We start from the raw sequence: 14,133 nt of genomic DNA on the forward strand, positions 1-14,133 counted from the left end.
CCAACAACACAACTCCCCACCTGGAGCGGGCGCCCTGCCCGCTCCGACAACCTGAAAGGAATCCAAGATGGCCAACCTTAACGTGACCTATGACGAGATGGACCAGCAGGCCACCCGCCTGGAGCAGTCCCGCGACTCGATCACCCAGCAGCTGCAGCAGTCCCAGTCCCAGGTGCAGAGCCTGGTCTCCTCCGGCTTCGTGACGGACTCTGCCTCCGGGGCCTTCGAGTCCACCGTGACTGACTTCGTCACCAGCGCCAACCGGACCATCGAGACCCTGGGCACCTTGGCGAGCAACCTGCGCAACATGGCCAACGCCTACCGCGAGACCGACCAGCAGATCGCCAACCAGATGGGCTGAGCCTGTTGCTCTCACGTGGTCCTTGGCGGCCGCCCCTTACCGGGGCGGCCGCCAAGCCGCTTTTTGCCGTAGGCTGCTGGTGCGAATCGTCTCATGAGGTGCGCCTGCCTAGTGGGAACAGAACAACAAGCTATTACCAAGGATGAAGCTGTGTGCCCTGAAGACAGTCAACCCGTCGTCCCTGATTACGCGGGTGCTCCCGTGCCTGGAGGTCCTCCTGCTCCTGGTGCGGAGGGTGGGACTCCCACTACGTTCCCCGAGGCCGGAGCGCCGCCAGCACCGGTACAGCCGGGGGTAACGCCGGCGGAGTACCTGGGCGTCTCGGCTCCTGACGTGGTGGGACAGGCACCCGCCACGGAGCCGGCGTCTCCGGTATCGGCCTCCACGGCACCTCCGGGACCATTGGTTACGGCGTCGGCGTCTACGCAGGCGGTGCCTGCTGCGGTGGGTTCGGTGCCCTCCATGCCCGCCCCCGCCCCGGTGCCAGTAGGCACCCCGCTGCCCGCCCCTGGCCAGGCGCCGGTAGCCGCTCAGGCGCCAGTGGGCACTCCGGCTACGGACCCGTTCTCACTGGCCTTCCGGCCCCTGGCCGCCGTGCCGGCCCAGCTCACCGTCCTGTTCAGCCTGCTGACGGTCCTGGGGGCGGCGCTTCTGAGTGGCATCCTGCTAGCCGTAGGTACCTCCCAGCTTGGGGAGGAGGAGCCGCAGGTCAACATGCTGCCGGTGGCGCTGGGGATGAGCCTGTCTGGTCGCCTCAGTATCACCGGACAGGCCTTCCTGGGGGATGCACAGGTCAACCTGAGCATCCTGGCGCTGGGCACGCTGACGCTTATTGGGACGGTGCTGTTCCAGCTGGCCCGCCGACGCCGTCACCTGGACGGTGCCTGGGCTCCTGTGGGGGCGGTGGCGCTGCGCAGCTGCGTGGAGGCGCTTGCCGTCTCCCTGCTGACGGCGATCCTGCTGGGTTTCCTCACTGTCCACGTGGTGGACGAAGTAGAGGTGGAGATGCGCGGCTGCTTCCTGGGGATCTTCCTGGTGGTGCTGGTACTGGTGTTCGCGGCTCTGTTCCTGGGACGCGCTGGTGACGTGCTGCTGGGCCGTCTGCCCGCCTCTGCCGCCGGGTCTCTACGTGAGGTGGGGGCGTTGTTCTCGTACACCTTCCGCTTCATGGCCCCGCTGGTGCTGGTAGGCGGTGTCGTGCTCCTCCTGGTGCAGGACCAGGCTGCGGCCTCCGCCCTGGTCCCGGTCTACCTGGGCAACCTGCTTACCGGCCTGCTGGCCCTGGGGACCTTCGGGGCCGTGCAAGGGGACTCCAACCCATTCGTAGACCCCTTTGCTGACGGTGGTGCGCAGAAGGGCAGTGAGTACCAGTTCGCCTGGGACGTTATGGGTGCCTGGTCCGTGCTGCTGTTCCTGGTCATGGTGGTGCTGGTGGTGGTGCTGGCGGCGAGCGTGGGCGTGCGGCGTCCGCGTCTGGCGGCCCCGGACCTGACCCGCGTCTGGCAGCTGCCGGTGCTGGCCTGGGTGGTGGCTCTGGTCTTCCTGCACCTGCTGGCTCCGGTGAGCCTGAGCGCCAAGGTCCTTGGGGCGCGGCAAGAGTCTTCGGTCACCGCTAGTTGGTGGTCCTCGCTCACCTTCGCCCTGCTGGTGACGGCGGTGTCGGTGCTCGCTGAGTATGTGCCTGCCATCATGTACAACCTCTCCCAGCCGCTGCTGCGGCTGTGTGCGGGCTCAGCTGCGACCAGCCGCTGGTTGGCTGGGCCAGGAGTGGCGGTACCCGCTGGTGCGGTTGCGGGCGGGGTTGCCGGGGGCTTCACTACGACGCCGCAGGGGTCGGTCATTGGGGCTGCTGCTGGTGACTTCCCGGCGTCTCAGACCGGCGGTTTCCCGGTGGCCCCAGGCGGTGGTGCGCCGGTGGCTCCGCCGGAGGGCTTCATGGCGGCCCCGGATGCGGGGGCGGCTGCAGCTGGAGGCTACCAGGCGTCCCAGACCGGGGGCTTGCCGGTGGCTCAGCCGGGCCAGGCCCTACCCGCCCCTGCCCCTCTGGACCCGGCTGCGCGTAAGCGGCTCAAGGTCATCGGCGCAGGCTTTGGGGTACTGGTCCTGCTGGTGGCCGTAGGGGTAGGCGCGGTGGCTTTCCTCAACTCCAGCAGGACGCCTCAGGCCACGGTTCAGAGCTACCTGCAGCTGGTGGCTGAGGGCAAGGCAAGCGAGGCCAACGCCGTCGTGGACCCGGGGGTGCCCAATGACCAGCGCCTGCTGCTGACTGACGAGGTGCTGGGTGCAGCCAAGAGCCGGATCGTGGTGGACGAGGTGAGAGAGCTTAAAGGAAAGGGTGACGTCCGCACAGTCAAGGCCACTGTCTCCTTGGACGATAAGAGCCACGAGCTGACTATAGAGGTGCATAAGGGGCCCAAGGATTACGGCCTGCTCAACACCTGGAAGATTGACACGCCTGCCGTCCAGCAGGTGACCTTGTCGGCTATGGGGCTGCAGCAGGTAGTGGTATCTGGTGCGACCCTGGACTTCCCGGAGAAAAAGGACGTCGGCTACTCATCGGTGGAGCAGTACGCGTACTTCGGGATCTACGACCTTGCCTTGCCTGAGGGGTACTCCACCTACCTGGAGCCGGTCAACCGCACCCTGCTGGTGGAGCCCGTAACCTCCCTTGGCTTTGGTGGTAACCAGGCCAAGACCGTTGTTACTGTCCAGCCCACCTCCAAGCTGGAGGAGCTAGCGCAGAAAGCAGTCGAGGCGGCGGCGGAGTCCTGTGTGAAGCCCGAGAACCGCAAGGATGAGGAGTGCCCCTGGCTGATCCGTACCTTTGATCTGCAGAGCCTGGAGGTGAAGGAAACCGGGTCTGACCTGAGCATCGAGGAGGACATGAGCTTCTCTGGTGGCCCAGTCACCTTCAAGTATCAGGAGAAGGTGACCTCCTGGCGCCCCAACCCCAAGTTCAAGGAGACGAAGTACAAGATGAAGGGGAAGATAACCTTCCCGGACGGTGCCGAACCCAGGATTGAGGTAACTGGTTCCTCCGAGTACTACGGCTTCTGATCCCCGGTCAGCCGCGGTGTCCTGTGCCATACAGGGGACCGCGGCTGACTCCGGTCGGGGCCTCCGTGCAGCAGGCCCCTTTCCTGGCGGTCCTGTGACTCAGGCACCAGAGGGGGTTACCAGGCGGGCACCTGATCCTGTGCGGGTGGATGTCTGAGGCGTGGAGGGACCTTCTCCTACTCCTTCCGGGGGCGTGGAGGGGCTCGTCGGCTGCGGTCAAGGCTCTCGTGCGGAGCTCCCGCACCCGGCTTCTGACAGGTTGAGATGGCCTGCCTCACAGAGGTGGCCGCAGCAGGCTGTTAGCCTGAAAGCAGCCGGACGCTGTTGGCGTGCTGGCAGCCTCTCCTGAGTGTCCTCCAGCTGGGAGCGGGTGATAGAAGTCAGTACGTCCCGGGAGGCCATGAGTATGAAGAGCTCCTTGGCGGCTGTTGAGGCCCGTGATCCGCAGACCAGTGTGCAGCGGCTCTATGAGATCGCCGCGTCCTCCCCTGAGCTGCACGCGGACCTGCTGCTGAACCCGGCGTGCACGGAGGCACTGCGTTCCTGGATCCTGCAGACCGGTCCACAGGCCCAGGCCCCTCAGCGACCGGTTCCGCCACCGGCACCAGCCACCTCTCAGGTCGCCGCCTCTAGCGGTGGGGCGGCTGACCCGGTGGGCAGGCCCTTGACGCCTGCGGCCACGGCGGGGCCTTCCGCAGCACCTGGCCAGACGCCGTCGCAGCGGTCTGCGCGTGTGGTGGGCGCCGCCTCGCCGTCGACCCTGGAGCTGCCGGTGGTCCTGGGGCCGCTGGGGTCTGCTGAGGGCGCGACCACTGAGCTGCCGCCTGTGACGCCACAGCCTCCGAAGGCCCCTGAACCACCTGCCAGCCTGCCGCCGTCCGTGCTGCCCGCCGCCGTCCAGGCAGGTCGGGGCTGGGGCACCCCCTTGGGGGGAGCACCGGCTGTAGCCGGGCGGGCGGAAGTCCCTGCCGCACCGTCTAGAGCCCGGTCCCAGTCGACCGCCCTGCAGGGGCGCGGGGTCCGGACTGCCACTCTGCAGGGGCTGACGCCGCGGCGCGTGGCCTGGTTGGTGGGGGCGGTGGTGCTGGCGCTGGTCCTCGTTCTGGGTATCAGGGCCCTGGTCGGGGCCGGGGGAGGCTCCTCTGAGGCCGGTGGCTCTGGCGCGGTGGACACGGCCTCCGCGGGCAGTCCTACGTCGGGTGCTGACCAGGCTGTTACCGCCGGGCCCAGCCCGCAGGTCACCGCCCTGGCCCCCAGCCCCACTCCCAGCCGCAGGTACTCCGGTACCAAGCTCCGCCCGGCCCCGGCTGACGCGCTCCCGGCCAGGCTGATCGACACGCAGACGCAGAACATCTACTGCCAGATCAGTGACGAGCGGGCCGCCTGCTCGATCCGGGAGCGCTACTACAACGCCTCAGGGGCCCAGGACTGTAGCGGTGAGCTGTTCTCCATCACCGTCGTCGACGGCGCCCCCCAGCTGGCTTGTGGCCAGTCGTTTCTGGGGGCGGCCGGGCAGGTCCCGCAGCGTCTGGCGCCGCAGCAGTACGCGGCCTCCGAGAACTTTGCCTGCCTGGTGGAGACCTCCGGGGTCAGCTGCTGGAACCAGTGGACGGGGCACGGCTTCAAGCTGGCCCGCGAGGGATACCAGACCTTCTGAGCGACCTCCAGGGCGGCCGCCGTCGGGTGGCGGCGCCGGGGGCGGGAATCAGTTGGTCTGGCGCGGAAAACTGGGTCTTGCTAGCAGGTGGGCATGTAGGTCTGGCCAGGTTGGTGATCAGTTATCCTTCCTGTAGGAGATAGAGCAGGCAGGATGCTAGTCTGGGGATGAAATCCCCAGGTAAGTGCCCCGAGGTGCGCGAGCCTTCCCTTCCTATAACACTGTGCACAGAGGTCAGCATGAGTGCGGACAGCTTCCTACAGGCTCGTCAGGCCCAGGACCCTTCCACGCCGCCGGAGGTCCTTGACAGGCTGGCTGACCAGTTTCCAGAGCTGCATGCTGCCCTGGTGGCGAACCCCGGGTGTCCTGAAGGAACACGAGCGTGGATCCTTCAGCAGAACCCCGGTTTGAGGCAGGCATATCCACCCCAGTTGCTTCAGCAGCCTGTCCCTACGCCGTCTCCGGTTCCTGTCAGATCGGGCTCCTCCTCGGGGCTGTTGCTTGCGGGACTGGTGCTGCTTCTGGTGCTGATGCTCCCTATAGTGGCGTACGTCGCTAGCATCCTGAGCTCGCGTGGGGTGGAAGAGCTCAGCACTGGGTCGTCCTCGCAGAGGGACGTGACTTCCGACCTGCGGTCGGACTCGACCCCTGACTCCGACCTCCCAGACAAGAAAGAGACCCCGAAGCAGCTGGCCAGCCCCGCTCCACGGACTGCGGTCTACGCCGACCTGGTTGACACTCCGTCTGAGAACATCTCCTGCGAGCTGTACGAGAACTCGGTCTCCTGCTCGATCCTGACGCGGACCTACAAGGAGAACGGCCAGCAGGACTGTTCCAGCCGATTGTTCTCCATCACGGTGAGCCACTCGCGCCCCACACTCGCTTGTGGTGAGGAGTTCCTAGGAGTGCCTGGGCAGCATGTCACCAGGCTCCAGTACGGCTCATCAGCCCGGTCGGAGAAGTACGCCTGCACCTCGCGGACCACGGGTATGACCTGCTGGAACCAGGAGACCGGTCATGGCTTCACGATCTACCGGGAGGGCTACGACACTTTCTGAGGAGCCCAGGTCTAGCAACTGATATATGGGCCGGCGCTGCTCTCCTAAGACTGGATCGAGTATTGTGCAGGGAGTGCTAACAGTTCACCGCAGCACAGGCTCTGTGTTGGCTGTTCCTGACCACGGAAGGTCATGATGCCCCCTTTAGTCTCTGGCTCCCCGGCTAGGTCCCCGTTCGCCTCCGGTGGTGGTGGGAGCCTGCCTGGCTCGTCGTCGGCGACGCCGGGTGACCTGTGGGGTACAGGGACGCAGCCAGGACCAGTCCCTGACCCCCTGGCGGGACCTGCGGCCACCTCTCCCTTCGGGGCGCTGTGGCCTGCGCACCCGGACGTACCAGTGCCTAGGCTGGCTGCGCCGCCGCCTCACCAGCCGCTGGCTGGTCCGCGCGCACGTGCACGCCGCTCCTCCCGGGCGGTAGCCGCCGGGGTGCTCCTGACGGTCTGTGCCAGCGGGCTGCTGGCCTGGTCCGCATACACCCTGCTGGCCTCCCTGCGGGTCTTCGCGGTGCTGCTGGGGGAGGCGAGCCTGTTGAACGGCCAGGCCTTAGGTGGCCTGCTAGCGGGTGCGCTGCTGGCGCTGGTCGCCTGCGTACTGGTTCTGGTAGGTGTGGTCCGCTCCAGGCCCCGCTGGGTACCGGCGCTGCTGCTGGTCGTGTCCCTGGTCCTGCCGGCGGTGGCGACGGCGGCGGGCCTGCACCAGGGTGGGCAGGAGCTGGAGCGCAGCACCTTGGCCAGCGTGAACGAGTACGCAAGCCGGATTGAGCCAGAGGACGTCAACACGGTCTACGACTACCTGGAGTCCTTCGGGATCAAGGCACCTGGCCGGGAGCAGGTGGTCGAGGGCTTACGGCAGGCCCGGGAGGTCGCCGGAACCCCTACCCCGGACCCGGAGGAGACTCCATGACCCAGGCAGCCTCCCCGGACACGCGGACGCGCAACACCTTCGACGGCTTCAACTACACAGGACTGGCAGCAGCATGAGTACTACAGGATCGCAGATTCCTCCGGTCGGCCCCTGGGGCTCCGGCCCCCGGTCGAGCCCCCCGGACGGTGCCGGTAGCCAGCCTGCCTATGGCAACGGTGCGGTAGGGGTGACCCCGCCGGTGGTGGCGCAGAGCAGCCTGTCCCCTCAGCCCTTCCCCCAGACAGGTTTTCCCAGCCCCCCGTCGGCCACCTTCCCGCCGGGGCCAGGCGCGGGTGCCTTCAGCGGCATCGGGGACATGGCGGTGGCGCCTACGAGCAGTCTGCAGGGGACCAAGGCTCCCGTCGGGCTGCTGTACGGCTCGCTGGCCGCTTCTGTAGTCGCCCTGGCGCTGGCGGGCCTGTTTGAGCACGTCGGTATCGCGGTCCTGGCCTGGGCCCTGGCGGTGCTCGTGGGCCTGGGGCTGACGGCGCTGTTCCTGGTGCGTGACGCCCGTCGTAAGACGAGAGCCTTGTACGTGAGCCAGACCTGGCACCAGTGGCTGTACCGAGGGGCTGTGGTGACAGCCTTGCTAGCGGTGGCTGCCGCCGCCGGACGCATCGCGCTCTACGTCGGAAGGATGTGAGGCAGTTGCGCCTCCTTGCGAACAATAGGCGCTCCACAGCGCCAGTGACTGCCAGCCTGCAGCGGGCGCCCCGTCGCCTCCTGGCCAGCGTCTACGCCCTGTGCCTGGTGGCCAGCCTGGTCCTAGGACTCAGCCCCCAGGTGCAGGCGCAGGAGCCGCCGGCTCCCCAGTCCGGTGGGATGGCCAAGTTCGGGGCCTGCCTGGCCGGACAGGGGCACGGCTCCCTGGTCCTGCTGATGGACCAGTCCGGCTCCTTGACCAGCACCGACCCCGACAAGAGCCGCGTCGTCTCCGCCAAGTACCTGGCCGAGCGTCTCAACGACTTCTCCAAGCGGACCGGTTTTACCCTGGACGTGCGGGTGGCAGGGTTCGCAGACGTCTACAACCCGCAAGGGCAGTGGGCTTCCTTGAACGACTCCTCCATGCCCCAGGTCGCGGAGGCGATCACCAACGTCGGTGACGCCATCAAGGACTACGACACCGACTACTGGACGGCCCTGGAAGGGGCGCGCCAGGACCTGGCGGACCACGCCCAGGACGGCTGCCAGGCCGTCATCTGGTTCTCAGACGGCGCTTTCGACCTGGACGTGCGGGAGGGCTCAGCAGCCCAGGAGCAGGTGGGGGACACCAAGCCCTACGCCCCGGGCGCGAGCCTGACCAGCGAGGCCGGGGTGGGGGCGGCAGAGAAGAAAGGTGCGGAGGACCTGTGCCGGGCCACCGGGCTGGCTGACCAGCTGCGTTCCTCCGGCATCACCCTCATAGGTGTAGGGCTGTCCACCGGTGGCGCGGACTTCGGGCTGATGCACCGGGTCGTCTCCGGCGGAGGAGACTACGCCGCCCGCAACGGGGTGGTCGCCTGTGGCGACGTCAGTGAGCCGGAAGGCGCCTTCTACCAGGTGTCGGACATCGACTCCCTGCTGCTCGCCTTTGACCTGGTCTCCGCTCCCGGCACCCAGGTGTCGCAGAGCAACGCCTTGATCTGCCAGGGGGCGGTCTGCCAGGAGGGGGAGACCAGCTTTGTGCTGGACAGCACCCTCCAGGCCGTGCACATCCTGGCCACCGCAGACGTGGAGGGCCTGGAGGTGCACGTCATGCCTCCCGGTGCCAGCACCGCCGTGAGCTTGCCGTCCACCACCAAGGGGCCGCAGACGCAGCACGGTATCCGCTCGGAGTGGCTGACCGGAAAGACCCTGCAGATCGACCTGTCAGCCAAGGACATCAGCAGCTGGGACGGCCAGTGGCGCCTGACCTTCGTGGACAAGCAGGCGAGCTCGCAGGGACGGCAGGCGCATATCAACACCCACCTGTCGTCGCCGCTCACCCTGTCGTGGCAGAACCTCGCTGACACGCCGCTGCGGCAGGGGGAGACCATAGACGGCGCGCAGATCGCCCTGCTGGAGCGGGCAGGCGGCGCCGTCGTGGACAGCTCCCGCATCAAGGGCTCAGTCAGCTACAGCGTCTCCCTGTTCGACGCGCAGGGGCAGCAGCACAAGCTGCTGGAGTCCTCGGACCTGAGCCGGCTCCAGCAGCCGCTGAGCCTCCAGATCGGCCCGGACGTGCCCCTGGGGGCCGCCACCCTGACCACCTCGGTCACCGTGACCACGGCTGCGGTCACCGTTGGCGGCCAGAGCATTGAGGGCACCACGCTGGCCCCCACCCTCAGCTCCGTGCCGGTCACGGTGAACCCGCCCCTGGACTTCCCGGTGCTGGCCAAGCAGGCCGACTTCGGTCTGCTGGAGGAGCAGGTCAGTGCGAGCACGGAGCTGGCCGTGACCGGCCCCGGCTGCGTCTGGCTGGAGCCCGACGACGTCGTGCTGACCGGGGCCCCGGCTGAGGCGGGCACCATCAAGATCAGCTCCACGGCCAGCAACCAGGACAACTGCGTGTCGGTAGAGGAAGGTGCCACCGCCGCCCTGCCGCTGACGCTAAGCGTCTCCGACCACGCCAACGGTGCGCTGACAGGGGCGCTCAAGGTATCGGTGGCCCCCAAGGACCACCCCGAGCGGGCCCAGCAGATCGAGGTGCCCTTTACGGCGGACATGCGCCGTCCCCTGGACGTGGGTACCGCCTGGACCGCCTTCGTGCTGGTGCTCCTGGCTGGTATCGGCCTGCCCCTGGCGGCCCTGTACCTATTCCGGTTCCTGGCCGGGCGTATCCGGCCGGGGCTGCTGACGAGCGGCGTGAAGGTGGTGGAGGTCCCCGGCCCGGGCCAGGGCGCCAGCATCAGCTTCGCTCTGCCCGAGCTTGAGACCCGCTCGGTCAGGCAACCCGTGCGAGAGCTCCAGGTCGCCGGGTACCGCCTGCGGGTGCACCTGGGCTGGTCTCCCACCTCCTTGCCTGAGGTCCGGCTGGTGGAGCCCAAGGTTCCTTCCGTCTCCGGGGTCCTGGTTGGGGCACGTAACGGCTGTGCCCGTCTGCCGCTTGAGATCCGGGGGCACTGGGTGGCTGTTGCGGACCAGCCAGACTCCCCCAGCAGGGTCAGCCTGCTGGTGCTGGCAGCCGACAGTGACCCGCAGACCATCGGGGCCATCACCGCTGACGCCGCTGAGCGCCTGGGTCGTACGGTGGCCGAGTCCTTCCCGGCCGCCCCGCAGGCGAGCACCGGCCCTGACGTCGGCGCTGTTGGCGCTGCTAATCCCTTTGCTCCGGCAGGTGGTGGGCCGGTTCCTGACGGCGGTACCGCGGGTAACCCCTTCGCCGCCCAGCCAGAGGCCTTCAACCCCTTCGCGCCCGGCCCCGGCAGGGGCGGCAGCCCTAACCCCTTCGGGCCGGTGGGCGGACAGCAGCTCTGAGAGCTTTTCCGATAGACAGTCTTCTTCCACCTGACGCAGGAGAGCTTCTGCGCCGCCGACAATACGGCTGAAAGGAACAGCGCATATGTACAAGGTGCTCGTCATCGGATGTGGCGGCTCGGGAGCCAAGACCTTGGCGTACATGATGGACCAGCTACGGGCGGACCTGGCCGTATTCGGGATCAAGGAGATACCCGGCTGCTGGCAGTTCCTGAACGTGGACACCCCCCTGCAGGAGGAGGAGGGCCAGGCCGTAGGCTCCGTCAGCAAGCAGGGTGGCGCCTACGTGGCCTGCGGAGTGGCTTCCGGCGAGTACGCGGTGGTGGACCAGGCGCTGACTGAGAGGGTGCAGCAAGGTGCCCCTGAAGGGCTCAGGCACCTGGCCACCTGGATGCCTCGTCACCCCCGGGACGTGACCTTCCCGGTCACCGTGGGGGCGGGGCAGTTCCGGGGGATCGGTCGGCTGCTGATCCTGTCCAAGTTGCGGGAGGTCTCCCACGCGGTGGAGGCAGCGATGGCGCGCATGTCATCCCCCGAGTCGCAGGAGCAGGCAGCGCGGGTGGCGGCGGTCGTACCGGGTGCGGGCACCGTGCCGGACATCTCCGCCCCGCCCCTGGTCCTGGTGGTCTCCTCCATGGCCGGTGGCTCTGGTGCCTCCATGACCCTGGACGTGTGCCGCCTGGTGGCGGGCGCCAACACCACCCCGGCTATCGATCCGCAGCTCATCTCGGTGTTCCTGTACACGGCTGAGGCATTCGGCTCCGTGCCAGCGCACCTGCGGGCGGGTATGCCTGGCAACACCTTGGCGATGCTGGGGGAGATCGTGGCGGCCCAGGCCGGAGCGCAGGGCACCACCTCCAGGCAGGACCAGTCCCTTTACTCCCTCCTGGGGTTAAGCAACCAGGCGGGAAGGGCCTTCAAACGGGTCACGCCTATCGGCCTGAAGGCTGGCGGCTCCGGGGCGGTCTTTGGGGACGGCACCGCGGAGGGCGTGTTCCGGGGGATGGGCCGCGGCCTGGCCCGGTACATCTCCTCGCCTGCCTTCCGTGACTATGTCAGTTACGACATCGCGAACATGGTCTCGGTGCCGAACCGGCAAGCGGTCAGCTGGGGGGTGGATCCCACCGACATGGTCTGGTCCTCCTTCGGCTATTCCTCCCTGTCAACGGGCCGCGACCGTTACGCGGAGTACGCCTCCCAGCGGATCGCCCGCCGGGCCGTGGACCACCTGCTAGACGGTTTCAAGCTTCCGGGGGCAACCACCGGGGACACCCAGCGCCTGGCGGACCTGTGGCGTGACCGGGCTTCTCTGGAGCTCAACCGCTTGGCACTGCCCCAGCCCAGCACCAGCACGGTGCTGGCTGGCAGCCAGGCGGTGGACCAGGCCACCGTGTCCTGGATCCTGTCCGAGCAGACCAGCCCCACCGTCAACGAGCGCACCCTGCGGGAACGCGCCCGGGAGGTCGTGGGCTCCCTCTTCAGCCGCAAGATGGCTATCCAGGGGGGAATCACCCCGGGAGACTGGATCCAGACCAATGAGCGCTGGCTGCTGAGCCAGGAGCCGCAGGTCACCGCTGAGCTCAGCCGGACCGCCGCCCTGATGGCCCTCAACCTCTCCAAGGAGCTCGCCCAGCGGCTGGCGGACAACACCCGCCTGGACCTGGCCGAGCTCGGCATCCCCTATGCACTGACCGTGCTCACCCACCTGCGTCAGAGCGGTGGGGTGCTGGCCGCCTTGGCGGACCACCTGCAGGCCATCGGCAACGCAGACCGGACCCGCCCCCTGGCACCGCCGCAGGGCACCATGCAGAAGGTCCGGTCCCTGGGCAACGGCACCCTGGGCTCGGAAGGTCTGCGCGGCCTGGACAACGAGCTGCAGGCCCAGCTCAGTGAGCAGGTCTTCTACTGGCTGGCCGCCCAGGTATCCCAGGACCTGGCTCCCGTGGTGCGGGACCTGGCCGCCTCGGCCATCAAGCCTTTGGAGAACGTCCTCAATGACGCCCGCAAGGTGCTGGAAGGCGCCCGGGCGGACAAGCGCAGCGCCTTCGGTGTGGCGGACGTGGCTACCGACCTTTACGCCGCCTGGCCGGAGGAGGCCCCGCCAGGGCAGGTGGCTGCCGTGCCGCAGCGCTTCGCCACCGCCCACAACGAGGTGGTGCTCATGGGGGTGGACACCTACGCCGCCACCTTTGGCGTCCACGTCAAGGAGGCGGCGCCGGTCGGGGCCCGGGACGAGACTGGCAGGGCCTACCAGGCGGTGGTGCAGCAGGTCGTCACCGGGGAGTGGGAGCAAGGCGCTGGCGACCCCTCCCCAGCGGACCTGCTGACCGTGACTGCCTCCTGGGTGCCCCAGGGCCTGCCTGGAGCCACTCAGGGCAGCCTGCCCACGCCTGCCCGTTACGAGTTGCGCCTGCGCCCCGCCGACCTGCTGCGCCGCGCCCGGGCCTTCGTCAGCCGTCGGGGGGAGTCCTTTGAGGCCTTCACCTCCCAGTCCCTGCGGGGCTTCCTGAACGACGACACCGTCGGGGACCACGAGCGTGACCAACGCTCCCAGGCCGTGCAGGCAGGGCTGCGGCGCGCCCTGGAGATGGCCCGCCCCTTGGTAGAGATCGACCCCCAGGTCTACGCCACCCTGCACAACGGTGACCGCCCCCGCCTAGCCTTCAACTTCTCCCAGGTCCCCTTCCGTAACCAGCCGGTGGCCGGGGAGTTCCTGGACTACCTCAGCCACAGTGACGCCTTCGACACCGACCTGGTGGTGGACAACTTCAACCGCAGTCTCGGGGACGACGACGTCGCCCGGGTGGACGTATTCGGTTCCTACCCGCGGTCCCTACCGGTGGCCTACTCAGGGTTGCTCAAGTCCGTGGCTGAGGCATGGGACGCCGCCACCGGATCTGCTGGCGCCCGCGAGGCCTTCTGGAGGTTCCGCCGGGCCCGGCCGCTGGCTGGGGGCCTGCCCATGGGAGACGACGAGCGCCGGGCCCTGGTGCGGGGCTGGTGGGCGGCCACCTTGGCCGGTGGTATCTCCCGCGACCCCTGGAGCCAGGTCAACGACCAGCACAGCGTGCGGGTCTGGGACCGGCAGGAGCAGGAGTGGGTCGACTTCCCCGCCCCCATGCTCACTCCTCCGTCCCAGATGATCGCTCCCAACGCTTGGCTTCCGGCTGTGTTGGAGTCCTCCTTGCTGGCCTACCTGCGGGTCAGCCGTGAAGGCATGGCGGCTTTCCGCCCCTGGGCGGCGCTGCGCCGCTGGGCCGACGACGGTGCCAACGGGCACCAGGAACGCTACGGCTCCCAGACCCCGGTCGAAACCATGCTGGCCACCCTGCTGGGGCAGGGTGCGGTTGACGGGCTGACGCCGGTCGTGGACCTGACGGCAGCCACCACGCCCGCGGAGCGCCGCACGGTCCTGCTGGCCTTCGTGGACGCCGTCTGCCAGGACCTGGAAGCCAGTTACCTGCCGGGTGCAGGCAAGGCCGACGAGCCAGGGCGCTGGACCAACTTCCGTAGGCGTGAGCTGGTGGAGACCGCACCCCTGAGCGTTGACCTGGCGGCAGAGATGCTGGCTGAGCTGCAGGCGGTCCGCCAGAGCCTGGCGAGCGTCGTCCCCGCCGGGGCGGCTGCCAGCCCCATCAGCTTCGGCGGTCTGGAGTACTGAG

At 68.3% G+C, this 14,133-nt stretch carries 8 protein-coding genes and 1 pseudogene; all 9 read left to right on the forward strand.

Features of this window, described 5'->3' with window-relative positions:
* Positions 1–67: 67 nt before the first annotated feature.
* The 9 genes and pseudogenes from JG540_RS02245 (at position 68) to JG540_RS02280 (ending at position 14,132) form a co-directional block, all read left to right on the forward strand.
* Positions 68–361 (forward strand): WXG100 family type VII secretion target, encoded by a 294-nt coding sequence (locus tag JG540_RS02245; RefSeq protein WP_200276663.1) that lies wholly within the window; start codon positions 68–70, stop codon positions 359–361.
* Between the two features lie 462 nt (positions 362–823).
* Positions 824–3,418: a hypothetical protein gene (locus tag JG540_RS02250; RefSeq protein WP_200276666.1), complete on the forward strand. Its 2,595-nt coding sequence runs from the start codon at positions 824–826 to the stop codon at positions 3,416–3,418.
* A gap of 400 nt (positions 3,419–3,818) precedes the next feature.
* On the forward strand, positions 3,819–5,075 hold the full coding sequence (locus JG540_RS02255) for a variant leucine-rich repeat-containing protein (protein ID WP_200276669.1): 1,257 nt from the start codon (positions 3,819–3,821) through the stop codon (positions 5,073–5,075).
* 239 nt (positions 5,076–5,314) lie between these two features.
* Positions 5,315–5,482, forward strand: a pseudogene (locus JG540_RS10735) (variant leucine-rich repeat-containing protein); the annotation flags it as partial.
* A gap of 210 nt (positions 5,483–5,692) precedes the next feature.
* Complete coding sequence (locus JG540_RS02260; protein ID WP_200276672.1) at positions 5,693–6,133, forward strand: hypothetical protein; 441 nt, start codon at positions 5,693–5,695, stop codon at positions 6,131–6,133.
* Positions 6,134–6,469: 336 nt separating this feature from the next.
* Positions 6,470–7,036, forward strand: a complete 567-nt coding sequence (locus JG540_RS02265) for a hypothetical protein (RefSeq protein WP_200276675.1) — start codon at positions 6,470–6,472, stop codon at positions 7,034–7,036.
* A 73-nt stretch (positions 7,037–7,109) separates the two neighbouring features.
* On the forward strand, positions 7,110–7,679 hold the full coding sequence (locus tag JG540_RS02270) for a hypothetical protein (RefSeq protein ID WP_200276678.1): 570 nt from the start codon (positions 7,110–7,112) through the stop codon (positions 7,677–7,679).
* A gap of 44 nt (positions 7,680–7,723) precedes the next feature.
* Entirely contained in the window at positions 7,724–10,471 is a 2,748-nt protein-coding gene (locus tag JG540_RS02275; protein ID WP_200276680.1) for a vWA domain-containing protein, read from the forward strand.
* An 85-nt stretch (positions 10,472–10,556) separates the two neighbouring features.
* The gene (locus JG540_RS02280; RefSeq protein WP_200276682.1) at positions 10,557–14,132 is read left to right on the forward strand and encodes a tubulin-like doman-containing protein; all 3,576 of its coding nucleotides are present in this window, start codon (positions 10,557–10,559) and stop codon (positions 14,130–14,132) included.
* Position 14,133 lies beyond the last annotated feature (1 nt).

It is taken from the genome of Actinomyces weissii (genome assembly GCF_016598775.1).
GTDB lineage: Bacteria > Actinomycetota > Actinomycetes > Actinomycetales > Actinomycetaceae > Actinomyces > Actinomyces weissii.

Coding starts and splice junctions, on each gene's coding strand:
- JG540_RS02245 (WP_200276663.1), top strand. CDS start 68: ATGGCCAACCTTAACGTGACCTATGACGAGATGGACCAGCAGGCCACC.
- JG540_RS02280 (WP_200276682.1), top strand. CDS start 10,557: ATGTACAAGGTGCTCGTCATCGGATGTGGCGGCTCGGGAGCCAAGACC.
- JG540_RS02270 (WP_200276678.1), top strand. CDS start 7,110: ATGAGTACTACAGGATCGCAGATTCCTCCGGTCGGCCCCTGGGGCTCC.
- JG540_RS02255 (WP_200276669.1), top strand. CDS start 3,819: ATGAGTATGAAGAGCTCCTTGGCGGCTGTTGAGGCCCGTGATCCGCAG.
- JG540_RS02250 (WP_200276666.1), top strand. CDS start 824: ATGCCCGCCCCCGCCCCGGTGCCAGTAGGCACCCCGCTGCCCGCCCCT.